We start from the raw sequence: 22,741 nt of genomic DNA, 5'->3' as shown, positions 1-22,741 counted from the left end.
CGTCCCATTCGTCCCCCTGCCGATTTGAGCGCCGATGCTGTATTTCGCGAGTTTGTCACAAGTGCCACGCTTCTGGAACAAACGAATCAAAGGTTGGCGACATGAAACCCCAAGGACCTCTAAAAGGCGTTAAGGTAATTGAGTTTGTCGGACTGGGTCCGGCACCCTTCTGCGCCATGATGCTCTCGGATATGGGCGCAGACGTGATCCGCATCGACAGACAGGGCGCGCTGGGCGGGGGATATGCCGATGTTCTGGGCCGTGGCCGGCGTTCGATTGCGCTGGATCTGAAGGACGAGGCGGAGCTGGCCCTGTGCCGCGATCTCATCGGCAAGGCGGACATCCTGCTGGAGGGCTATCGCCCCGGCGTGATGGAACGTCTGGGCCTGGGCCCCGACGTGGCCCTGGCGGCCAATCCGGCCCTCGTCTATGGCCGCATGACGGGCTGGGGCCAGTACGGACCGCTCGCCCATGCCGCCGGCCATGACATCAATTATGTCTCACTGTCCGGCGCGCTCGGCGCGATCGGCAGCAAGGACGAACCGGCCATCCCGCTCAACCTGGTCGGCGATTTCGGCGGCGGGGCGATGTATCTCGCCTTCGGTGTGCTGGCCGCGCTGCATCATGCGCGCACCCACGGGGAGGGGCAGGTGGTGGATGCCGCCATTGTCGACGGTGCCGTCTCGCTGATGGCCTCGCAGCACCAGCTGGCGGCTCTGGGCCTGTGGTCGCCCGAGCGCGGCCGCAACCTGCTCGACGGCGCGGCGCATTTCTACACTGTCTATGAATGCGCCGATGGCGGTCATGTCTCGATCGGCCCGCTGGAGCCGGAATTCTACGCGCTGTTGTGCGAGAAACTGGGCGTCGATGCCCAGGCCCTGCCGGCCGACTGGTCCGGCCGCAACTGGGAGGCGGCCAAGCCGGTCTTCGCCGAACTCTTCCGCCAGAAGACCCGCGATGAATGGTGCGAACTGCTGGAAGGCACGGATGTGTGTTTTGCGCCGGTCCTCAACTACGAGGAATCCGCCGCCCATCCGCACATGCGCGAGCGCGGCAGCTATGCCGAACCGGGCGGGGTGCGCCAGCCGGCTCCAGCGCCGCGCTTCTCACGCACGCCCGGCGCGATCCAGGGACCGGCACCGGTGCCCGGCGCCGATCGTGAAGCGATTTTGGCGGATTGGGAAATATAGCCAGCTACCGGTCCAGCAGGCGGTCGGTGCCCAGGGCGGCGGAGAGCGCATCGGGCGAAAGCCGCGCACCGGACATCCGCGCATAGGCGAGGTCGGTGCCGGCGAGGCGCGCCTGGCCCAGATCGGCGCCGTGCCAGTCGCTGTAGCGGCACTGGGCCTTGTCCAGCTGCACCGGCAGGACACGTCCGCCGCCCAGGGTGAGCGGGGTCAGGCGGGCGCCCGACAGATCGGCATGGGTGAGCCAGGCGCCGCTGAGATCGGCCCCGCGCAGATCGGCACCGGCCAGTTTGCAGCCACGCAGATCGGCTCCGGCCAGACGGGCGCCCTGCAATTCGCAGCCGGTAAGGTCCAGCCCGGCCAGACAGGCCCGCGGCGCGCGCAGCGCGGTCAGGGCCCGCCCGGCGAGCGAACCGGCAGGACGCAGGTCGAGGCCGGTGAAATCGACCGGCTGGCCGCTGGCGTTGCCGCGCACCTGCTGGATATGCTCGGTCAGCCGCGTCTCGGCCTCGCGCGCCGTCAGCACGCCGGCCGGTTCCGGGATGGGGCGGTCGGGATGGGCACCGGTCTGCATGTCGCGCGTCACCGCCATGTCGAAGCGCGCGCCCTCCATATCGCAGCCGCGCAGATCGGCCGCGCTCAGCGACGCGCTGGAAAAATCGGTGCCGGCAACAAGCGCGAGCGTGAAACGGGCTTCCGGCAGAACGGCCCGGCACAGGCGGGCACCCGACAGATTGGCATCCTCGAACCGTGCCGCGCGCCCCGACACACCGCCCAGCCGTGCGCCGGCCAGCGAAGCGCCGGACAAGTCTGCACCGTCGAGAGTGCTGACCTTGACCGTCGCCGGCTTGCCATCAAGGCCGGGGAGGGGGTGTTCCCGGAAATCCGCGCCGTCACAGCGGGCCGCCACGAGACGCGCGCCTGTCAGATCGCAGCCGCGCAGATCGGCCCCCTCCAGCCGGGCGCCGACCAGGCTCGCCTGACGCATCACGGCGCCGCGGAAACGGGCACCGCCACAGTCTGCCCCGTCAAATCGTGTGTCGGAGAGATCGCAATCGGAAAAATCCGCATCGCGCAGATCCCGGCCACCAAAATCCTGGCCCGCAAGCATCGCTCCGCAAAAGACGGCGCGGCCGCCCTCGGCCTCGCCCTTCAGGAAAGCCGCGTGCCGCCGGCAGGCAGTTTCGATGCCGGCCCGATCCCAGCTGCGGAATGCTTGTGCGGTCAAAGATTCGTCCGTGCGGCCTGAAACGTGTTGTGCAACTGCGATACCCAAGCGCCCGCATACTGGCAAGCAGCGCTGCCGGGCGCGACGGACATGGATGATGAATAACGTTCATGTCGGGTTCAGCGGGCCTTTGGCAATGTCCGTCTCGAGACCGGCGAACACCCTGTAGTCCCTCGCTCGTTTTCCGGTCTCGATATCGCTTAGATAAACCCGAAACGCCGGCTGCCCCCAACAGCCGGCGTTTCTTTTATTTCAGCAAGGCGAATGAGGGGTGACAGGTTTTGTCCTGTGCGCCTGTCAGAGTGATCTCCATCGAAGATGAACACAGATGGAGAGCCCCAATGGCCATCGCGATCAATGCCTATGTCGAAGGTGCAGGCGGCGTTCTGCGCAACATGGTCCCGCACCGTTTCCGCGACGGTTTCTTCCGCATGCAGCGTCCCGGCGACGAGATCGACTGCCTGCACGTGGAAGACCTGCGCTCGGTGTGCCGCTATCTCAACAAGGGCTACCAGCTCGCCATGAGCTCGGCCGACGGTCACGCCATGCCTTCCTGGCAGCCGGCAGAAATGGTGCGCATCGCGGTGCGGTGAGACCTGTTTTTTCACAGCGGTGCTTTCCCCCGCTCCCCAGCCCTCTTCCCAGGGAGAGGGAGTTCCGGCGGAGCGTGTGATGACAGAAAACCCCTTCTCCCGCGGGGAGAAGGTGCCCGCAGGGCGGATGAGGGGTTTCCTCCCCACGCAAGTGGGGAGGGGGACCGCGAAGCGGTGGAGGGGCGCCGCGGCTCGCGGCGTTACGATCGCGGTAAGCCCCACCGCCTCCCGTCGCTCACGCGCCGCCCCCCAAAAAAGTCTGGCGACCCGATGCTGCGCATCGGCCCACTTCCCCGCAAGGTGGGGAAGAAAGTCTTACGGCAGCCCCGGGAAATCGCCGCGGCGATGGCCGGCAACCATGTCGGCCAGTGCTTTGGGCTCCAGTACCTCGACCTGGTCGCCCCAGGCATAGAGGTGCCAGCACATTTCCAGCAGACCGCTGGCGCGAAAGCGTACGATCACCGAACCGTCTTCCTGCGTTTCGGCCGTTTGCAGCGGGTGGAAACGGTAGCGCAGGGCGTGGGGCGCGGCGGCGGGGGTGAATTTCCAGACAACATCGCCGAACTCGGCCTCGTTCTGGAACACGCCGAAGGAGCGGTTGGCATAGGCTTCCAGGTCGAAGGCCTCGTCGCGGGCAAACCAGTCATCCGTCACCACGGCGCTCTCGATGTCTTCCACCCGGTAGTGACGCATCACCGTGTCGCCGCGCGCCCGGTCGCGGCCGACCAGATAGCGCCGCGCCCCCAGCAGCAGGCCATAGGGTTCCACCCGGCGGGTCTTGGCGGCGCTGTCCTGGCGCCCGCGATAGGCGATCTCCAGCACGAAGGGGCCTTTCAGCGCCTCGGCGATGGCACTGTCGATCCGCGGATCCGAAGCCGGTTGCGGGCCGGGGCGGGCGGCATGGCCCATGGCTTCCAGCAGTGCTTCCTCATCGGCTTCCAGACCCGGGCGCCGCTTGTCGGGCATCAGGATCTTGATGGTTTCGCGCAGCGTGCGCAGCTGTCCGGCCTCGCGGGTCAGGCCCTGGCGGTCCAGCGTCGTGCCGGCCAGTTCCAGCGCGGCGACCTCGTCGGCCGTGGGGGCAAAGAATTCGGCCACCCGGCGGCGCGGCACCCGCCAGCGCTTGTGCCCCTCGGCATCGATGTAATCCTCGGTGTCAGGGAAGACGCGCACCAGCGCATCGGTCATGCGCTGGGCGGTGCGGCGCACACAATCGAACTCCGCCTCGATCTCGTTCAGCGAGACGCCGGCATAACCGCTGGCCATGCGCGCCAGCTGCAACAGTTCCACGGCCTTGGAAAACGCCATCGGGTTATCCTAGTTTCACGGGCAAGCGGGGCAGCAGGGCCGCGACTGATTCCGTTTTCGTGCGGCAGAGGGCCCGTTTGACAGGCAATGTTCAAGTCCATTCGCAAACACATCCCGGAATCGCATCCGGTGTTCGACGTGCTGATGATTATCGTCAAGGCGGTCAGCCGGTCGATGGCGCGCGACGTGATGCTGTTCGCCGGCGGCGCCTCCTATTTCGGCATGCTGGCCCTGTTTCCTGCGATGGCGCTGGCCATGTCGATCTACGGCCTGACCAATGATGTCTCCGATGTGGAAGCGCAGATCGCGCGCTTTGCCGGCATCATGCCGCAGGGCGCCCAGGATTTCGTGCTGAACCAGATGGCGCGGCTGGCCGTGGCGCCGATCTCGGCGCTGTCGGTAAACGGGGCCATTGCTCTGGCCATTGCCCTGTTTGCCGCCTCGCGCGGGGTGAAGGCGGTGATCGCCGGGCTCAACCATCTCGCGGAAGACCAGGACATCCGCAATGTGATCCATTTCAACATCCTGGCGATGGGGTCGGTGCTGATTGGCGGGATGATGCTGACCCTGGCCAATCTGGCCGTGCTGGCCATCCCGGTTCTTCTGCGCAAGGTGTTCGAGCTTCTGGGCCTGGAACCGCTCGACTTCGGCGGGCTGGTGAATGAGTGGACGGCTGCCGCCCTGGTGATGTTCGTGGCGCTGGAACTGCTCTACCGCATGACGATGCGCCGCCGCTCCGAAGCCGTCAGCTGGCGGGCCTCGACCGTCGCGGCCCTGGTCTCGACCGGTCTGTGGCTGGGGCTGTCGAAAGGTTTTTCGCTGTATGTCGGCCAGGTGATCGATTTTGGCGTCTACGGGTCACTGGGCGCCCTTGTCGTCTTCCTTCTGTGGATTTATTGGTCGGCCTATGCGGTGTTCTTCGGCGGCGCGCTGGCGATCGAGATCGATGCCCGTTACGGCACGAGCGGCCCCCGGAAGGGGTTGGCCGACAAGGGCTAGCCGGTATCCGCAGCATGTTCCGGAGCCGGGCGGGTAGCATTTTGCCCGGCGCGCGATATAAACATGAACCAGTTATCAACTTTGACGCAGAGGTCTGCATGAAAAAGGTATATCCTGACGCCAAGGCGGCCCTGGACGGCCTTGTCTTCGATGGCATGACATTGATGGCGGGCGGGTTCGGCCTGTGCGGCATTCCGGAAAACGCCATCGCGGCCCTGCACGCAGCCGGCGTGAAGGATCTCACCGTGATCTCGAACAATTGCGGGGTCGACGGTTTCGGTCTGGGCGTCCTGCTCGACGCCAAACAGATCAAGAAGATGGTCTCGTCCTATGTCGGCGAGAACAAGGAATTCGAGCGGCAATTCCTGTCCGGCGAGCTGGAGCTGGAATTCAATCCGCAGGGCACGCTGGCCGAGCGCATCCGCGCCGGTGGTGCCGGCATTCCGGGCTTCTTCACCAAGACCGGCGTCGGCACGATGATCGCGGAAGGCAAGGAACACCGCGAATTCGACGGCGAGACCTATATCATGGAAACCGGGCTGACCGCCGATGTCTCCATCGTGAAAGCCTGGAAGGCCGACCCGGAAGGCAATCTGGTCTTCCGCAAGACCGCCCGCAATTTCAACCCGATGATGGCGACGGCCGGCAAGGTGACCGTGGCCGAGGTCGAGGAAATCGTCGAACTGGGTGCGCTCGATCCGGACCATATCCACACGCCCGGCATCTTCGTGCAGCGCCTGTTCAAGGGCGAATTTGAGAAGCGCATCGAACAGCGCACCATCCGCGAAAGGGAGAGCGCATAATGGCCTGGACACGCGATGAAATGGCGGCCCGCGCCGCCCAGGAACTGGAAGACGGTTTCTACGTCAATCTCGGCATCGGCATCCCGACCCTGGTCGCCAACCATATTGCCGACGATATCGACGTCACCCTGCAGTCGGAGAACGGCATGCTGGGCATGGGGCCGTTTCCCCATGAGGACGAGGTCGATCCCGACCTGATCAATGCCGGCAAGCAGACCATCACCGAGCTGCGCCGCACCTCGTATTTCTCCTCCGCCGACAGTTTCGCGATGATCCGCGGCGGCCATATCGACATCTCGATCCTGGGCGCGATGGAAGTGTCCGAGACGGGCGATATCGCCAACTGGATGATCCCGGGCAAGCTGGTGAAGGGGATGGGCGGTGCGATGGACCTGGTCGCCGGCGTCAAGCGCGTCGTGGTGATCATGGATCACGCCAACAAGGCGGGCGAGCCCAAGCTGCTGAAGGCCTGCACCCTGCCGCTGACCGGCCAGGCCTGTGTCGACCGCATCATCACCACGCTGGGCGTGTTCGATGTGAAGGGCGATCATCTCGAACTGATCGAGCTGGCTCCCGACGTCACGCTGGACGAAATCAAGTCGAAGACCGAAGCCAGCTACACGGTCTCACCGCAGCTGAAAGAGCACGCGACAGCCTGAACTGGCCTGACCTGACGCAAAAGTAATCAGCGCTAACTTGCTGACTTGCAAGGCGGCTCACCAAAGTGTGAGCCGCCTTTACAAGGTTTAATCCTGCCCCCGCACCGCAGTGCTATGAAAGCCGGGCGAGGGAGGAAAACATGCCGCTCACCCGATTGTCATTGAGCAATCCGGCCGCCGTGTGCGTCGGAATTGCCCTGATCGTGCTGATGGGCATTCTTGCCTTCACACGCCTGCCTGTTCAGCTCTTCCCGGACACCGAGCGTCCGCAGGTCAATATCGCCACCTTCTGGCGCTCGGCCTCGCCGCTGGAAATGGAATCGGAAATCGTCGAGCCGCAGGAACAGCTCCTCACCGGACTGCCCGGGCTGGAGGAGATGCGTGTCTTCACCAATGAGGGCGCGGCCTTCATCAATCTCACCTTCGCGCTTGAAACCGACATGACGCAGACGGCGATCGAGATCTCGAATCGCCTGTCGCAATTGCCGCCGCTGCCGCGCGATGCGGTGGGGCCCAATGTCGGCGGGTTCGGCGGCGACGCCCAGCAGAGCCTGATCTGGTTCTTCGTCCAGGCCTTGCCCGGCAATCCGTTGGAGATCCACGACTATACCAGCTTCATCGAGGACACGGTGGTGCCGCGCCTCGAAGCGATCCCGGGCGTGGCCAGTGTCAATATCGGCTGGGGCCAGCGGCCCGAGGAATTGCTGATCACTGTCGATCCCTACCGCGCCGCCGCGCTGGGCGTGACCCTGCCGCAAATCTCCGCCGCCATCGCCAATAACCAGGACGTGTCCGGCGGCAATGCCGAGATCGGGCGCCGCTCCTACCAGATGCGTTTCGAGGGCGAGTTCGAACCGTCCGAGATGGGCGATCTGGTGATTGTCTGGCGCGACGGCACGCCGGTGCGCCTGTCCGATGTCGCCACGGTCGAGGTGACCTATGGCGAGCGTACGAATTTCACCTATCAGAACGGCAATCCGGCGATGGGCATCGAGGTGCGCCGCCAGCAGGGCGCCAATGTGCTCGCCGCGCTGGATGCGGTGAAGGCGGAAGTCGCGACGATCAACGAGACGCTGCTCGCCGAACGCCAGCTGGTGATGGCGCCGTCCTTCGACGCCTCGGTCTTCATCATGCGCGCCATCGACCTGTTGCGCACCAATCTGCTTCTGGGTGTGGCGTTGGCGATTTTCGGCCTGTGGCTCTTCCTGCGCCGGGCGCGGGCGACGCTGATCATCTCGCTCGCCATCCCGGTCTCGCTGCTCTCCACCCTGATCGTACTCTTCCTTCTCGGCCGCTCGCTCAACGTGATCTCGCTGGCAGGCCTGGCCTTTGCCACCGGCATGGTGATGGATGCGGCGATCATTGTGCTGGAGAACATTATCCGCCGGCGCGAGGGCGGCGAGGATGCGCACACCGCGTCCGAACGCGGGGCCGGCGAGGTGTGGGGCGCGCTTCTGGCCTCCACGACCACGACCGTTGCCATCTTCCTGCCGATCATTTTCACCCGCAATGCCGAGGGCCAGATCTTCGCCGATCTCGCCATCACCATCGCGGTGGGCGTCGCCGTGTCGATGATCGTTGCCGTGACCATCCTGCCGGTGGCGGCGAAATACTGGGTGCGCGACCGCGCGACCCAGACCCGCCAGCCCATGCTCAACCGTATCGCCTCCGGCGTGATGATGCTGAGCGACAGTCCGCGCCGCCGCCTGGCGCTGGCCGGCACGCTGATCGCCATCCCGCTGGCCCTGACCTGGTTCCTGCGGCCGGATCTGGACTATCTGCCGCCGGTCAAACGCGATGCGGTAGACGCGTTCCTGATCTTCCCGCCGGGCTCCAATCTCGACTGGATCGAGGACGAGGTCGCCGCCACCGTCATCGAACGCCTCGAGCCCTATATGAGCGGCGAACGGGAGCCGGCGCTGCGCAATTATTATTTCGGCACTTTCCCCGGCGGCACCGGGGCGACGGCCGGTATCCGCGTGCAGGACCAGTCACAGGTCGGCGAGCTGGAGCGCATCGTCCGCGAGGAGATCATCACCGGCATTCCCGACGTGTTCGGCTTTGCCCAGCAGGGCGATCTGTTCGGCGGCTTCTCCCAGGGCGGCAATATCCAGGTGAATATCCAGTCCGCCGATGCCGGCGCGCGGGCCCGCGCGACCCAGACCGGCCTGACCATGCTGCGCGAGCGCTTCCCCGGCGTGAACATCAATGCCAATCCGCCGCCCCAGGCGACCCAGCCGCGCCTGACCCTGGTGCCGGACGACCGGCGGATCCAGGAGGCCGGATGGGCGCGCCGCAATGTAGCGGGCATGATCGCCATGCTCGGCGACGGCCAGTTCATCGGCGAGTATTTCGACGGCGAGACGCGCATGAACATGATCCTGCGCTCCACCCCGTGGGAAACGCCGGACGCGCTGACCGGCATGCCGGTGGCGACCCCGTCCGGTGCCGTTGTGCCGCTGGGCGATCTGGTTGAAATCCGCGAGGAAGTGGGGGCGGGCGCCATCCAGCGTCTCAACCGCCGCCGCACTGTCACCATCAATATCAACCAGCCGGAAAACGTCTCGCTGGAAGAGATACTGGAGACGGTGCGTACCGAGATCGAACCGGCCATGCGCGCCGAACTGCCCGCCGACGGTTCGATCGTCTATGGCGGCAGTGCTGACAGCCTGAACCGGGCGATCAGCACCATGCTGATGAATATGGGCATGGCGATGGTGATCCTCTTCCTGATCCTGGCCGGCATGTTCCGCTCGCTGCGCGATGCGCTGCTGGTGCTGGTCTCGATCCCGCTGGCCGGGGTGGGCGGTGTGGTGATGCTGCAGGTGCTGAACCTGTTCGTCTCCCAGCCGCTCGATCTTCTCACCATGATGGGCTTCGTCATCCTGCTGGGCCTGGTCATCAACAACGCCATCCTGCTGGTCGACCAGACCCGCCAGGGCGAGCGCGAAGGCCTGGCCCGGCGCGATGCGGTCGACCAGGCGCTGCGCGTGCGTCTGCGGCCGATCTTCATGTCGACCATGACCAGCCTGCTGGGCATGCTGCCGCTGCTGCTGGTGCCCGGCGTCGGTTCGACCATCTATCGCGGTCTGGCGGCCGCGATTGTGGGCGGTATGAGCGTCAGCCTCATCTTCACCCTCGTTCTCATTCCCTGTCTCCTGCGCCTGGGCGAATTGCGCCAGGCCCGCACGGTGGCAGATCCGGCTACACTGCCGGCCGAATAAATCCGGAGCCCCGACATGTTGCGATCCTTCATCTGCCTCGCTGCCGGCTCCGCCGCGCTCCTGGCCGCCGCGCCTGCCGCAGTGCTGGCCCAGAACGGTCCGCCGCCGGCCGTGGTGCGCACCGCCGAGATCGTCGAGCGCGACATGGCCCGCACGGTGATGACACCGGCCAGCGTCATGGCGCGCAATGATGCCCGCATCGCCGCGGAAGCCTCCGGCCGGGTCACCTTCGTGGCCGAGCCGGGCGACATGATCGAGACCGGCGGGCTGATCGCCCAGCTGGACGACCGTCAGGCCCGCATCCAGCTCGACGAGGCCCGTGCCCGCCTGGCCCGCGCCGCCTCAAACGCCAATTACCAGAACGCCGAGGCCGAGCGCTATGAAGGCCTGGCCGCCAATGGCACCGTGCCGGCCAACCGGCTGCGCGAGGTCGAACTCGCCCGCGATCTGGCTGACCAGGACCTGCGCGAGGCCCGGGCCGCGGTGATGCGCGCCGAGCTGGAACTGGAACGCACGCAGATCATCGCGCCCTTTCCGGGCCGGGTCGCGGAACGCCTGATCCAGGCCGGGGAAATCTCCGCGCCGGGCCGCGAGATCGTCCGCCTGGTGGATATCGAACACAAGGAAGCCGTCGCCCAGGTGCCCGTCGCCATCGCGCCCTTCCTGGAGGTCGGCCAGGAGGTCACGCTGTCGCTCGCCAACGGCACCAGCCAGCGCGCCCCGATCCGCGCCATCATCCCGGTCGGCGATGCCGTCTCACGCACCTTCGAAGTGCGCATCGATCTGACCGGTTCGGACTGGATTGTCGGTTCGGCCGCCCGCGCGGCCTTCCCGGCCGAAACCCCGCGCCTGCAGGCCGCCGCGCCCTATGACGCGGTGGTGCTGCGCGCCAACGGCAGCCATGTCTTCATCGTCGACGCCGAAGACATCGCCCATCAGGTCGCTGTCGTGGCCGGTGTGCGCGAAGGCGGCTATGTCGCCATCGACGGCGAAGTGGAAGCCGGCCAGCGCGTCGTCGTCTCCGGCGCAGAGACATTGAGCGACGGCCGCCCGGTCCAGGAACTCGGCGAGGACGCTTAGGGGGCTTTCTTTCCTCCCCATTTCATGGGGAGGGGGACCAGTGAAACGGGGGAGGGGCCGCCGCGGAACGCGGCGGAATGCCGGCCCCGGGTCGAGGTTCGTCCGCGGCCTGCGGCCGCGCCCCTTCGACCCCTCCTTCGCCAAGGCTACGGAGGGCCCACTTCCCCACTCGCGTGGGGAAGAAAGAACGGCAAGCGCTGAACCCTTTCCTCCCTCTCCCCGGGGAGAGGGATCGAGGGAGAGGGGGGAAACGCCGGCCTTCGCGATTAACACGCCAGCACCCGGCTTTCCCCCTCATCCGCCCCTTCGGGGCCCCTTCTCCCGGAGGGAGAAGGGGGAGCTCCGCCGCGTCGGGGAGCGGCTATCCCGGCTATGCGGCCTCCCGCCGCCACGCCTTCGGTTCGCCCATGATCAGCAGCCACAGACAGGTGCCGATCTCGGCGAAGGAGGACGGTGTGCCGGCAATCGTGCTGAGGAGGCTGTCCGAATAGCCGCTCATGAAAAGCGGGCCGGCAAACTCGACCAGGAAACCGATACAGCTGAACATCAACAGGAAGCCGAGGACATGCGGCAGCAGGCCCGAGCGCCAGCCCAGCCAGCCCAGCGGGAAGAGCCACAAGCCCCAGAAGATCGAGGCGAGATTCGTGTAGCGGAAATAGGTCTCCATCCGCTCCAGCGCCTGCGCGCCTGCATCAGCAGCCAGGGCGCCGTCAGTGCCCGCCAGATCGAGCAAAGCCAGCTTCTCGCCCAGCGCCAGGAAGGTCATTGGCACACTCGCCAGGGCAAACAGCACCATCAACCGCGCCGCGGTCGCGCCATGGGGCGCCAGGATGCGATAGAGCACCACCGGCAAGGCGAGATAGATCACATAGGCCGTCAGCCCGACGCAGATCCCGGCGGCAAACAGGGCACGATTGTCCCGGATCAGCGACAGCATCCGCTCAGGATCGTTCATGTCGCTCACCTGAGAGGGCACATAGATCAGGCTGAAAATCCCGGTCAGGACGAGCAGGAGATACAGCAGGCCGGCCAGTCTGCCATCGGATAGTCGAAGGGTCATCAATACGCTCCGGTTCAAGAGGTGGACACTGATCTCCAGCCTCCACCAGTGCGCAAAGATGGTCTAGCCGATTTGGAAATCGGTCATGTCGATTGGCGAAATAGGGGCTGGAACGCCCGCTGAGCGCTGAACCCGTTCCTCCCTCTCCCCAAGGGAGAGGGATCGAGGGAGAGGGGGGAAACGCCGGCCTTCACGATTGAAACGCCAGCACCCGGCTTTCCCCCTCATCCGCCCCTTCGGGGCACCTTCTCCCCGGGGGAGAAGGGGGCGCGGGCGCTCGTCAGCACGCCACCACATTCACCGCGAGACCGCCTTTCGAGGTCTCCTTGTACTTTTCCTGCATGTCCTCGCCGGTCTGGCGCATCGTCTCGATGACCTGGTCGAGCGAGACCTTCATGTCGGCGGAGGTGGCGCGCAGGGCGAGACGGGCGGCGTCGATCGCCTTGATGGCGCCGATGGCATTGCGTTCGATACAGGGGATCTGCACCAGACCGCCGACCGGGTCGCAGGTCAGGCCCAGATTGTGCTCCATGCCGATCTCGGCGGCGTCCTCGATCTGGTGATTATTGGCGCCCATGGCCGCGGCCAGTGCCGCCGCCGCCATCGAACAGGCCACGCCGACCTCGCCCTGGCAGCCGGCCTCGGCGCCGGAGATGGAGGCATTCTTCTTGTAGAGCGAGCCGATCGCCGCGGCGGTGAGGAAGAAGCGCTGCAGGGCTTCCTCGTCATCCGGGTCGCGGTGATACTTGTCGAAATAGCGGGCGACGGCCGGAATGATGCCGGCGGCGCCATTGGTCGGCGCGGTGACGACGCGGCCGCCGGCGGCGTTTTCCTCGTTCACCGCCATCGCCCACAGATTGATCCAGTCCATCGGGGCGAGGGGGTCCTTTTCCGGGCTGACCGGATTGGCCAGGATATCGCGATGCATCTTGGGCGCGCGCCGCTTCACGCCCAGTCCGCCGGGCAGGACGCCGTCCTCGGTGAGGCCGCGATCGATACAATCCTCCATCGCGCGCCACAGGCCTTCAATGCCGGCGCGGATCGTGTCCTCGGGCAGGAAGGTGCGCTCGTTCGCCAGCATAATGCGGTGGATGGACAGGCCCTCGCGTTCGCCGATCTCCAGGAGTTCCGCGGCGGAGTTGAAGGGAAAGGGTTCGCCCTCCTTGACGTCGGCGGCGGAATTGCGGCCGGCCTCGTGCTCGTCGATCACGAAACCGCCACCGATCGAGTACCAGATCTCCTCGCGCACGACATCGCCGTGCGGGTCATAGGCAAAGAATTTCAGCGCGTTGGAGTGGAAGGGCAGGCGCACATCGCCGCGGAAATCCAGATCGGCCTTTTCCTCGAAAGCGATTTGCCGGCCATTGGCCAGTTTCAGCGTCTTCTCGCTGCGGATGCGGGCCAGCCGGTCCGGAATCGTGTCCGGATTGATCTTGGCCGGGTCGCTGCCCTCGAGGCCCAGCAGCACGGCCGTATCGGTGCCATGCCCCAGACCGGTCAGAGCCAGCGAGCCGTAGAGCTCGGTCTTCAGGCGCGCGACAGACGCGCCATCGGCCAGGCAGCGCTCGACAAAGATCTTCGCCGCCTTCATCGGCCCGACCGTGTGCGAGCTGGACGGACCGACACCGATCTTGAACAGGTCGAAGACACCGAAATGCATGCTGGTTGAACTCCCTGTACTGCGAACGGCTTCTGCCCCATCGGGCGCGGCGGACCCTAGTCGTCCCGCGACCGGCGCGAAAGCCCGTTTCGCCACTGCCGCAATGCGCTTGAGGCCGGGCAGGTCTGTGGCATGCTGGATGCAAATCAGGAAAGGATGCCATGACCGATCTCACACGCCTTCTGACCGACCGGTCCGACCCCGCCCGCTCGCGCATCGTGACCGGTCCGCCGCTGCAACCCGGCTCCGGCGAAATCGTGCTGGCACCACAGCATTTCTCGCTGACCACGAATAATATCACCTATGCCCTGTTCGGCGATGCGATGCGCTATTGGGAGTTCTTTCCGGCCGGCGAGGCGGGGTGGGGCCAGGTTCCGGTCTGGGGCTATGCCGATATCACCGCGTCGAATGTTGACGGTCTCGAGCCGGGCGAACGGGTCTATGGCTATTTCCCCATTGCCAGCCAGGTTGCGATGCGGCCGGACCGGATCAGCGATGGCGCCTTTCACGATGCTGCCGAGCATCGCCGGGACCTGCCGCCGGCCTATAACCAGTACACACGTTGCAAGGCCGACCCGTCCTACACGCCGGACGGCGAGGCTTTTCAGGCGCTGTACCGGCCGCTCTTCATGACGGCCTTCCTGCTGGCGGACTTCCTCAGCGATGCGGGTCTGTTCGGTGCCCGGCAAACCCTCATTTCCAGCGCGTCGAGCAAGACCGCCTATGCCACGGCCTTCTGCCTGGGTAGCGAATCGGGGCCGCGGATCGGTCTGACATCGCCGCGCAACACAGCGTATGTAACGGGGCTGGGATGTTATGAAACCGTCTGCCGCTATGATGCGGTCACGACGCTCGATCCGGGTGTTGAGACCACCTATGTCGACTTTTCCGGCGACAAGGGATTACGCGAGACCGTGCATACGCATTTCGGCGACGCGCTGAAGCATGATTGTGTCGTCGGTTCGACGAATAATCGCGGTTTCGGCCAGGTCGACGGCCTGCCCGGTCCGCGCCCGGCCTTCTTCTTTGCGCCGGACCAGATCCGCAAGCGGCACAAGGATTGGGGCGCTGACGGGTTTGCCAGCCGTTATGCCGCTGCGGAAAGTCATTTCCTGGCCCATCTTGCCCGCGCCGGCGACAGCTGGGTCAGCGTCGATACGCGGACCGGTTTCGACGGTGCCCAGGCCGTGATGACGGATCTGGCGGCCAATGGCGGCAACCCCGCCATCGGGCATGTGATCCGGTTGTAGATGCGGACACGCATCTGCCGTGGCCGGGCGCGGCGAAAACGGCGGTTTATCCCCGCCTAGGTCACGGCAGCGCGGGCGTGGAAGTGCGGTTTATCCCACGCCTGCGTGGCCATGATATCCTGCAGAATTTCGACGGCCTGCCACACATCCTCGTGGCTGACATAAAGCGGGGTGAAGCCGAAACGCATAATGCCCGGATCGCGGTAATCGCCGATCACACCGCGATCGATCAGGGCCTGGACGATCGGATAGCCCTGATCATGCGTGAAGGAGACCTGGCTGCCGCGGATTGCGGCATCGCGCGGACTGGCCAGTGTGAAGCCGTGCCCGGCCAGGCGAGCCTCGACCTGCTCGATGAAAAGGTCACACAATGCAACAGATTTGGTGCGGATATGGGTCATCTGTGTATCCGCAAAGATGTCCAGACCGCACTCCAGTGAGGCCATTGCGAGGATGCTCGGCGAGGAACATCTGAACCGGTCTATGCCGGGGGCTGGCTCATATATGTCACTGAAATCAAACGGCCGTGCATGGCCCAGCCAGCCGCTGAGCACCGGCATGACACGGTCCTGGTGACGCTCCGCGACGAAAATGAAGGCCGGGGCACCCGGTCCGCCATTGAGATATTTATAGCCGCAGCCGACCGCGAAATCGGCATTGCAGGCATTCAGGTCGATCGGCAGGGCGCCGGCCGAGTGGCACAGATCCCAGATCACCAGCACACCCTTGTCCTGGGCCGCGCGCGTGATTGCCTGCATATCGTGCAGATAGCCGGTCTTGTAGTGGGCCTGGGTGATCAGCAGCGCTGCGACCGTCTCGTCGAGCGCATCGACCAGCTCTTCGGTGGCAACCAGCCTGTGCTCGACCCGGCCGCCGGAGGCCGCGGCCAGACCCTGCATCATGTAGACATTGGTCGGGAAATTCCCGGTCTCGGACAGGATGACGGGCCGTTCGGGCCGCAATTGAATACAGGCCGACAGGGCCTTGAAAATATTGATGGACGTCGAATCGGCAACAACGACTTCCTCCGGCTTCGCCCCGATCAGCGGAGCCACCTTGCCGCCCAGCCGGCGCGGCATGTCCATCCAGTGATTGGTGTTCCAGGAGCGGATCAGATCCTGGCCCCATTCGCGTTCGACCACATCGGCCATCCGCGCCGCGGCCGTCTTTGGCCGGGCCCCCAGCGAATTGCCGTCCAGATAGATCACACCCTCGGGCAGGTCGAACAGGTCGCGGAAACCGCGCAGCGGATCGGCGGCATCAAGGGCGCGGACGTCTTCGAGCGTTTTCATGCGAGGCCTCGTGAAGCTTCAGAGCGTGGTGCGCACGGTCCAGATTTCCGGGAAGAAGCGCAGATCCAGCGCTTTGACGAGATAGGACACACCCGACGTGCCGCCGGTGCCCTTGCGATAGCCGATAATGCGCTCGACCGTCTTCATGTGGTTGAAGCGCCATTGCTGGAATTTGTGCTCCAGATCGACCAGTTTTTCGCCCAGCTCATAGGCTTCCCAATGGGTCTCGCTGTCGCGATAGATGGTGCGCCAGACATCCTCGACCGCTTCGGACGGTGCATAGGGCTGGGTCCAGTCACGCTCGACCAGTTCAGCCGGAATGGCATAGCCGCGGCGGGCGAGCAGGCGCAGGGTCTCGTCCCACAGGCTGGGAAGTTCCAGCGCCCGCGTCACCATCTTGTGGGCCGGCGGATTATCCTTGTGCACGCGGGCGAGGGCGGCATTCTTGTTGCCCAGCCGGTATTCCAGCGTGCGGTACTGAAAGGACTGGAAACCCGAGCTCTGACCCAGCGCGTCGCGGAAGGCGAGATAGTCGGCCGGGGTCATGGTGGAGAGCACGTCCCAGGCGTGGATCAGCTGTTCCTGGATGCGGCTGACGCGAGCAAACATCTTCAGCGCCGGCCCGATCTCGTCACGCCGCAGATGGGCGATACCGCCCTCGGTCTCGTGCAGGACCAGCTTCATCCACAGCTCGCCGACCTGGTGGATGACGATGAACAGCATCTCGTCATGCTCTTCGGTCTGGCATTTCTGCGAGGTGAGGAGCCGTTCCAGCCCCAGATAGCCGCCATAGGACATGGCGTCCTTGAAGTCCCAGTGGATGTTCTCGCCGGACACGTCCACGCTGGACGAGAATTGCTCGCTCATTCTGCCTCTCCCGCGGATCGGTTCGGGCGGATCGGGCCGCCGTCTTGTTTGTATTGTCCCGGTCTAGCCTGCTTCGCGGCCAACCGCGAGCCGCGCTTGAAGCGGGCGGCGGGTGTGGCTAGCGTCTGCGCGCATCATGAGGGGGAGACAGCATGCTTGCCGAAGTCAGCGAACAGACCGTGTGGGACGTGATCGGGCTCTATCTGCAGCTCGGCTACACGCACATCCTGCCCAAGGGGCTGGACCATATCCTGTTTGTGCTGGCGCTGTTCTTCGCCTCGACCCGTCTCAAGCCGCTGGTCTGGCAGATCTCGGCCTTCACCGTTGCCCATACGCTGACACTCGGTCTGGCAACGCTGGGCCTGGTCACACTGCCGGGCTCGATCGTCGAACCGATCATCGCCCTGTCGATCGCCTTCGTCGCGGTGGAAAATCTCGTCTTCAAGGACATGACCCGCTGGCGGCCGATGATCGTCTTTGTTTTCGGTCTCTTCCACGGGCTCGGCTTTGCCGGCGTACTTTCCGAACTCGGCCTGCCCGCCGGGCAACTGGTGCCGGCCCTCTTGAGCTTCAATGCCGGTGTGGAATTGGGGCAGTTGACGATTGTGCTCGGCTGCTGGCTCGCGCTGCACCGCTTCCGCGACACGACCTGGTATCCCTGGCTCGTCCGGATCGTGTCGATCGGCATCGCCCTGATCGCGCTCTGGTGGACGCTGGAGCGGACGCTTCTCGGCGGCTAGCGTAAATGAAAAGGGCGACCGCCTGGCCGCCCTTCCGATCGCCTGAAAGACGGCGCTATTTCCCGCCCGGCGCGTAGCCGAGCCGAATTTCCGAAATCCGCAGCGTGGTATCCGCCCGGCTGGAACTATAGGTCCCGACATAGATGTCGTAAACGCCGCGCGTACCGGCCGTGAAGCTGATGCCGGCATCCGTGCCGATCGCGTCATCATTGCAGAACCACTGACCGTCCGGAGCGTTGATCGCCAGGGTCGTGTCTGCGCTGCCGTGCGTGTAGATGTGCAGCGTGCCCGAGCCGTTATAGGTCAGCTGGACCGTCGGCGCGTAATCGACATAGCCGCGGCACTGGCTGGAGATTGCATCGGCCGCGCGGATATTGCCACCCGCCTGCAGGTGGATCTGTTCCGGATCCGGCAGGAAGCCGCCATTCACGGTGACATTGTAGCGGGCCGGTGCCGAGATATCGACGCCGCTGGCGCTCTGCATGTTGAGCCCGCCACGCACGGTGGCTTCGCCGAGTTCTGAAATGAACAGGGTGGCCGGAACACCCGATCCCGTCGAATAGGTGCCGACCCAGATGTCGTAGCGGCCCGATTGGGGTCTCTGCCAATGGAGGAGGGGGTTAAAGGGGGCGTCCGCGCCATCATCGTCGCAATACCAGCGCCCGTCCGGACCGTTCACCACCAGCGTGGTGTCGGCTTCGGAGTCGACATTGATGAAAAGGTCCTGCGAGCCGGCCGTGTAGTAGAGCGAAAAGTCCGGTGCATTGGCGATATAGCCGCGGCAGTTGGAAAACCGGTTCTGCGCCCGGATCGATCCGCCGGCGGTCAGACGCCGCACATACGGGTCAGGAAGAAAGCCGGAGGACAGGTTGATCGAGCCGAAGGACGGCTGAAGCGAATAGTCCTGGGCTGATACCACCGGCGCAAGGAAGAGCGCTGCGGCAAGGCCGGCGGCGGCCGGACGAAGGAAATCCTGGAACATGAGCAACCCCCTGTCTGCTGCTGTGACAGGGTAAGCCGCAACGCCTGCACGCGGCAATTGCAGAATGGCCTGCTTCGACAATTTGCCGATCTGTGAAATTGCCTCCCGGATGAGAAAAAGGCGGCCCCGAAGGACCGCCTTTTCCGATTTGCAATGAAGCGGAGTCTACCAGCCGCAATTGCGGTCGGCATTCTCTTCTTCCAGATGCTGCATCAGCGGCTGGAAGTAGGAGATGATGGCCGAGCCATCCATTTCCCGGGTGCCGGTGAAGGCTTCCAGTGCGTCCGGCCAGGGCTGGGACGCGCCCATTTCCATCATCGCATTGAAGCGTGCGCCGACTTCCTCGTTTCCATAGATTGAGCAGCGGTGCAGCGGGCCTTCCCAACCGGCCATGTCGCAGGCGGCTTCGTGGAATTGGAACTGCATGATGAAGCTCAGGAAATACCGCAGGTACGGAACATTGTTCGCAATGTGATATTTCGAGCCCGGATCGAAGGCGTCGCCCGGCCGGTCGACCGGCGGCACAATGCCCTGATAGCTCTCGCGCAGCGCCCACCACTGCTCATTATACTCTTCCGGCGTGATCTCGCCGCGCAGGACCTGCCAGCGCCACTGATCCATCATCACGGCGAAGGGCAGGAAGGCGATCTTGTCGAGCGCCGTATCCATCAGCAGCGACAGGTCGGCGCTTTCGTCCGGCATGTCGGCCTCGTCGAGCAGACCGATCTGCACCAGGTATTCCGGCGTCACGGAGAGCGCGATGAAATCACCGATCGCTTCGTGGAAACCGTCATGGGCGCCGGTCTGGAACAGGACATCCTGTTCGTTATAGGCGCGCTGGTAGAAATTGTGACCGAGCTCATGGTGCACGGTGACGAAGTCGTCGCCATTGATGCGCGTGCACATCTTGATGCGCAGATCGTCTTCGTAATCCATGTTCCAGGCCGAGGCGTGACAGGCCACCTGGCGGTCACGCGGCTGGGTGATCAGCGAGCGATCCCAGAACGTGTCCGGCAGCGGCTCCATGCCCAGCGAGGTGAAGAAGCTTTCGGCGGTCTCGACCATCTGGTGCTGGTCATAGCCGGCCTCGACGAGCAGGTCGTCGAGATTATAGGCCGGACCGCTGTCGCTGACCGAGGCCACATCGCTGAGCGATGCCCAGGACTGGGCCCACATATTGCCCAGAAGATCGGCCCGGATCGGGCCTTCAGCCGCCTGGATCTCGTCGCCATAGAGATCGTTGAGATTGGAGCGGACATGGCAGTGCAGCTGCTGATAAAGCGGCTCCACCTGGCCCCACAGACGCTCGACTTCCGCTTCCATCTCGTCAGCCGGCATATCGTAGTTCGACAGCCACATCTGGGCGAGATTGTCGAAGCCCAGGTCACGGGCACCCTGATTGGCGATCTCGACCATCTCGGCATAGTCCGTCGACATCTGCTCAGGATCATAGGCGCGGCGCCACCCATCCCAGACATGTGCCAGGAATTCCGGGTCGCGGCTGGTCCGCATGATGTTTTCCAGCTCGTTGTGATCGACCATCTCGCCGTCGATTTCCATCAGGCCGGACGAATAGGACGAGCCCATGCGCGTCGTCAGCTCGGACAGGCGCGCCGCAGCCGCGCTGTCAGCCGGGGCGGGCAGGGTGATGCCGGCGCGCAGGAAGTTCATCTTCCGCGCCATGGTCTCGGGCAGGTCGAGGTCGGCATAGCGGGCGGTCTCACCCGCCGCGGCGACGGACATTTCCGTGGCCTGTGTCGACATGCGTTCGAGCAGCCAGTTGGTGTCGTAGGTGATGAAATTGTTCTGGACCCAGGCCGTGCGCGAGGCGAATTCGCCGAACTCGCGCATATCTGCCTCGGTCTCGGCCAGGAAGGCTTCGGCGTCGGCGATGGTCACTTCGCCGGTCTCAGCGCCCCCGGCACCGGAGGCCGCGTTGCCGGTTTCGCTTGCAGCCGGTTCGCTGGCATCCGGCACGGAGCCGAAGCCCGGTGCGAAATAATAAACGCCGGCGCCGGCCAGAATGGCGCCGATCGCGACGCCGCCCAGTAGTGCTCTCATTGGTCTCTCCCCTTCACGCCCTGAACGGGCGATTTGCTTACCCGCGCCCATCCTCGACTTATCGGCTTGCGGGTCAAGCGCCGCGCGCCGAGCCGGCCTGCTGCATGACGCGCTCCATACCGTCGAGAAAGGCCGACCGGTCCTTCGTTCCGAAGGGCCGGGCGCCGCTGGTTACGGTTCCCGCTTCGCGCAGATCGCTCATCAGGTTCCGCGTCGCCAAAGAGGCACCGATATTGTCTACGGTCCAGAGCTTGCCGCGCGGATCGATCCCGATGGCACCCGCCTTGATGCAACGGTCGGCCAGGGGGATGTCGGCGGTCACGAAGACATCGCCCGGACCGATCTGTTCGGCGATCCAGTTGTCGGCGGCGTCGAGGCCTTCATTGACGATCACCAACCGCGCCCATTGGGAGTTGGGCCGGCGCAGCCCGCCATCGCAGACGAAGAGCATTTCGGTGCGGTGGCGTTCACCGACCCGGATGATCTCGTCCTTCACCGGACAGGCATCGGCATCGACGTAAATGGTCACCGCAGGCGATCCACCAGGGCCAGCATGGCGTCGAGATTGGCCGCGCCCAGCTTGCGGCAGCGCTCCGGCGACCAGCCATGCTCGCTGTCGGGCAAGTCGGCATTGTCCTTGAACGGCATCTCCAGCGTCATCGCCAGGCAGCGGAATTCGTTCGCCAGATAATTGGTACAGACGGACAGGTTGGCGGTTCCCGGCGCGTCGACGGCATAACCGTGCGCGGTCTGGAAGTCCGGGCTCGCCGTCTTCAGCGCCGCCTTGTAAGCGTCCAGCAATTCCTGGCCCTTGGCGTCGAAATTCGGCGCGCCTTCACCGCCGGCGATGAAGTTATAGGGCAGGGCCTCGTCGCCATGGACATCGAGGGCGAGGTCGATCCCGGTCTCGCGCATGCGGTTGAGCACGTGGAAGACCTCTGGCGAGTTCTCGACGCTGGCCTTGTCCCATTCGCGATTGAGATTAACGCCCTTGGCATTGGTGCGCAGGTGCCCGCGTTTGCTGCCATCCGGGTTCATATTCGGAACAATGTGGAAAACAGCGCGGTCCCGCAGGACACGGGCAACCGGGTCTTCATCATCGAGCAGGCGCCCGAGAAATCCTTCCATCCACCATTCCGCCATGGTCTCGCCGGGGTGCTGGCGGGCCGTGACCCAGATCGTGCGCTTGCCGCTGCCCGGCGCGCCGACGCGCAGGAGGTCCATCGCCTGACCGTCAAGGGTCTCGCCGAGGACTTCGAGATCGACATCGACATGGGTTTGCGCCCAGGCAATGAGGTTCTGGTGGCGCTCCATCGAGTAGGGCGCGAAATAGGCATACCAGACCGTGTCGCACTCAGGCGTATGGTGCAGCGTCAGGACACCGTCGGAATAATCGGTATCGATCCGGAACCAAGTCTCCCGGTCATAGGAAGCGCAGGCACGATAGTCCGGCCAGCCTTCCAGATAGGCGGCCCCGCCGGCATTCTCGATCGCCATGGACAATGCCGAGCCGCGTGCGCCGGTCACCCGGAAGTGGAACCATTGATAGAAGTCCGAGCCGTGATCCTTGCGGATTTCCAGACGGATGCGTTGAGGATCGGCGGCATCGAGAACCTCGATATTGCCGCTGTCGAAAGCGTCGGTGATGTGAAGGCTCATAGGGTCGTCTCCGGCAGCTCGCGAAAGGGTGACTGGCTTGTGAGGGGGATAGCCCATAATGCCCGTCCGAGATATGGGGCGGCGGCATG

The 22,741-nt window shown here is 64.7% G+C and carries 19 protein-coding genes; 9 read left to right on the top strand and 10 right to left on the bottom strand.

Features of this window, described 5'->3' with window-relative positions; translation table 11 throughout:
• Nucleotides 1–101 precede the first annotated feature (101 nt).
• Nucleotides 102–1,190 carry a CaiB/BaiF CoA transferase family protein gene (locus tag ACXAJV_RS11545; protein ID WP_475085440.1) on the top strand — a complete coding sequence of 363 codons (1,089 nt, stop codon included), beginning with the start codon at nucleotides 102–104 and terminating at the stop codon, nucleotides 1,188–1,190.
• 4 nt (nucleotides 1,191–1,194) lie between these two features.
• Here ACXAJV_RS11545 and ACXAJV_RS11540 read toward each other — a convergent pair whose 3' ends face one another.
• A complete protein-coding gene (locus tag ACXAJV_RS11540; protein ID WP_475085439.1) occupies nucleotides 1,195–2,415 on the bottom strand; it encodes a pentapeptide repeat-containing protein in 1,221 nt (406 codons plus the stop codon).
• 341 nt (nucleotides 2,416–2,756) lie between these two features.
• On the opposite strand from ACXAJV_RS11540, the gene ACXAJV_RS11535 reads away from it, so the two are divergent.
• Nucleotides 2,757–3,008, top strand: a complete 252-nt coding sequence (locus ACXAJV_RS11535) for a hypothetical protein (protein WP_348509276.1) — start codon at nucleotides 2,757–2,759, stop codon at nucleotides 3,006–3,008.
• Between the two features lie 315 nt (nucleotides 3,009–3,323).
• Here ACXAJV_RS11535 and ACXAJV_RS11530 read toward each other — a convergent pair whose 3' ends face one another.
• The gene (locus tag ACXAJV_RS11530; RefSeq protein ID WP_475085437.1) at nucleotides 3,324–4,316 is read right to left on the bottom strand and encodes a helix-turn-helix transcriptional regulator; all 993 of its coding nucleotides are present in this window, start codon (nucleotides 4,314–4,316) and stop codon (nucleotides 3,324–3,326) included.
• 87 nt (nucleotides 4,317–4,403) lie between these two features.
• Between ACXAJV_RS11530 and ACXAJV_RS11525 the strand changes: the two genes are divergently transcribed.
• The 5 genes from ACXAJV_RS11525 (at nucleotide 4,404) to ACXAJV_RS11505 (ending at nucleotide 11,081) form a co-directional block, all read left to right on the top strand.
• A complete protein-coding gene (locus ACXAJV_RS11525; protein ID WP_475085436.1) occupies nucleotides 4,404–5,315 on the top strand; it encodes a YihY/virulence factor BrkB family protein in 912 nt (303 codons plus the stop codon).
• A gap of 98 nt (nucleotides 5,316–5,413) precedes the next feature.
• Nucleotides 5,414–6,118, top strand: coding sequence for a CoA transferase subunit A (locus ACXAJV_RS11520; RefSeq protein WP_475085435.1), 705 nt, complete (start codon nucleotides 5,414–5,416; stop codon nucleotides 6,116–6,118).
• Nucleotides 6,118–6,777 carry a CoA transferase subunit B gene (locus ACXAJV_RS11515; RefSeq protein ID WP_475085434.1) on the top strand — a complete coding sequence of 220 codons (660 nt, stop codon included), beginning with the start codon at nucleotides 6,118–6,120 and terminating at the stop codon, nucleotides 6,775–6,777. The genes ACXAJV_RS11520 and ACXAJV_RS11515 overlap by 1 nt, the downstream gene beginning before the upstream one ends.
• Nucleotides 6,778–6,917: 140 nt before the next feature.
• The gene (locus ACXAJV_RS11510) at nucleotides 6,918–10,001 is read left to right on the top strand and encodes an efflux RND transporter permease subunit (RefSeq protein ID WP_475085432.1); all 3,084 of its coding nucleotides are present in this window, start codon (nucleotides 6,918–6,920) and stop codon (nucleotides 9,999–10,001) included.
• Nucleotides 10,002–10,016: 15 nt separating this feature from the next.
• The gene (locus ACXAJV_RS11505; protein WP_475085430.1) at nucleotides 10,017–11,081 is read left to right on the top strand and encodes an efflux RND transporter periplasmic adaptor subunit; all 1,065 of its coding nucleotides are present in this window, start codon (nucleotides 10,017–10,019) and stop codon (nucleotides 11,079–11,081) included.
• A gap of 370 nt (nucleotides 11,082–11,451) precedes the next feature.
• On the opposite strand, the gene ACXAJV_RS11500 is transcribed toward ACXAJV_RS11505, so the two are convergent.
• A complete protein-coding gene (locus ACXAJV_RS11500; RefSeq protein WP_475085428.1) occupies nucleotides 11,452–12,141 on the bottom strand; it encodes a DUF4386 domain-containing protein in 690 nt (229 codons plus the stop codon).
• A gap of 280 nt (nucleotides 12,142–12,421) precedes the next feature.
• On the bottom strand, nucleotides 12,422–13,801 hold the full coding sequence (locus ACXAJV_RS11495; RefSeq protein WP_475085427.1) for an L-serine ammonia-lyase: 1,380 nt from the start codon (nucleotides 13,799–13,801) through the stop codon (nucleotides 12,422–12,424).
• A gap of 161 nt (nucleotides 13,802–13,962) precedes the next feature.
• On the opposite strand from ACXAJV_RS11495, the gene ACXAJV_RS11490 reads away from it, so the two are divergent.
• Complete coding sequence (locus tag ACXAJV_RS11490; RefSeq protein ID WP_475085426.1) at nucleotides 13,963–15,051, top strand: DUF2855 family protein; 1,089 nt, start codon at nucleotides 13,963–13,965, stop codon at nucleotides 15,049–15,051.
• A gap of 56 nt (nucleotides 15,052–15,107) precedes the next feature.
• Here ACXAJV_RS11490 and kynU read toward each other — a convergent pair whose 3' ends face one another.
• Nucleotides 15,108–16,343 carry a kynureninase gene (gene kynU, locus ACXAJV_RS11485; RefSeq protein ID WP_475085424.1) on the bottom strand — a complete coding sequence of 412 codons (1,236 nt, stop codon included), beginning with the start codon at nucleotides 16,341–16,343 and terminating at the stop codon, nucleotides 15,108–15,110.
• Between the two features lie 18 nt (nucleotides 16,344–16,361).
• Nucleotides 16,362–17,210, bottom strand: coding sequence for a tryptophan 2,3-dioxygenase (gene kynA, locus ACXAJV_RS11480; RefSeq protein ID WP_475085422.1), 849 nt, complete (start codon nucleotides 17,208–17,210; stop codon nucleotides 16,362–16,364).
• Between the two features lie 152 nt (nucleotides 17,211–17,362).
• Here kynA and ACXAJV_RS11475 point away from each other — a divergent pair, with 152 nt between their 5' ends.
• Nucleotides 17,363–17,950, top strand: coding sequence for a HupE/UreJ family protein (locus ACXAJV_RS11475; protein WP_475085421.1), 588 nt, complete (start codon nucleotides 17,363–17,365; stop codon nucleotides 17,948–17,950).
• A gap of 55 nt (nucleotides 17,951–18,005) precedes the next feature.
• Here the strand turns inward: ACXAJV_RS11475 and ACXAJV_RS11470 are convergent, their stop codons facing one another.
• The 4 genes from ACXAJV_RS11470 to ACXAJV_RS11455 all read right to left on the bottom strand — a co-directional run bounded on the left by ACXAJV_RS11470 (nucleotide 18,006) and on the right by ACXAJV_RS11455 (nucleotide 22,652).
• Nucleotides 18,006–18,932: a peptidase gene (locus ACXAJV_RS11470; protein WP_475085419.1), complete on the bottom strand. Its 927-nt coding sequence runs from the start codon at nucleotides 18,930–18,932 to the stop codon at nucleotides 18,006–18,008.
• Between the two features lie 165 nt (nucleotides 18,933–19,097).
• Complete coding sequence (locus ACXAJV_RS11465) at nucleotides 19,098–20,993, bottom strand: M2 family metallopeptidase (protein ID WP_475085418.1); 1,896 nt, start codon at nucleotides 20,991–20,993, stop codon at nucleotides 19,098–19,100.
• Nucleotides 20,994–21,066: 73 nt separating this feature from the next.
• Nucleotides 21,067–21,522 carry a YaiI/YqxD family protein gene (locus ACXAJV_RS11460; protein ID WP_475085416.1) on the bottom strand — a complete coding sequence of 152 codons (456 nt, stop codon included), beginning with the start codon at nucleotides 21,520–21,522 and terminating at the stop codon, nucleotides 21,067–21,069.
• Entirely contained in the window at nucleotides 21,519–22,652 is a 1,134-nt protein-coding gene (locus ACXAJV_RS11455) for a M14 family metallopeptidase (protein ID WP_475085415.1), read from the bottom strand. Before ACXAJV_RS11455 ends, ACXAJV_RS11460 begins: the two co-directional genes overlap by 4 nt.
• Nucleotides 22,653–22,741 lie beyond the last annotated feature (89 nt).

This window comes from Maricaulis sp. ABE4_448 (assembly GCF_056160825.1).
This window is presented reverse-complemented; position numbering and strand designations above follow the sequence as displayed.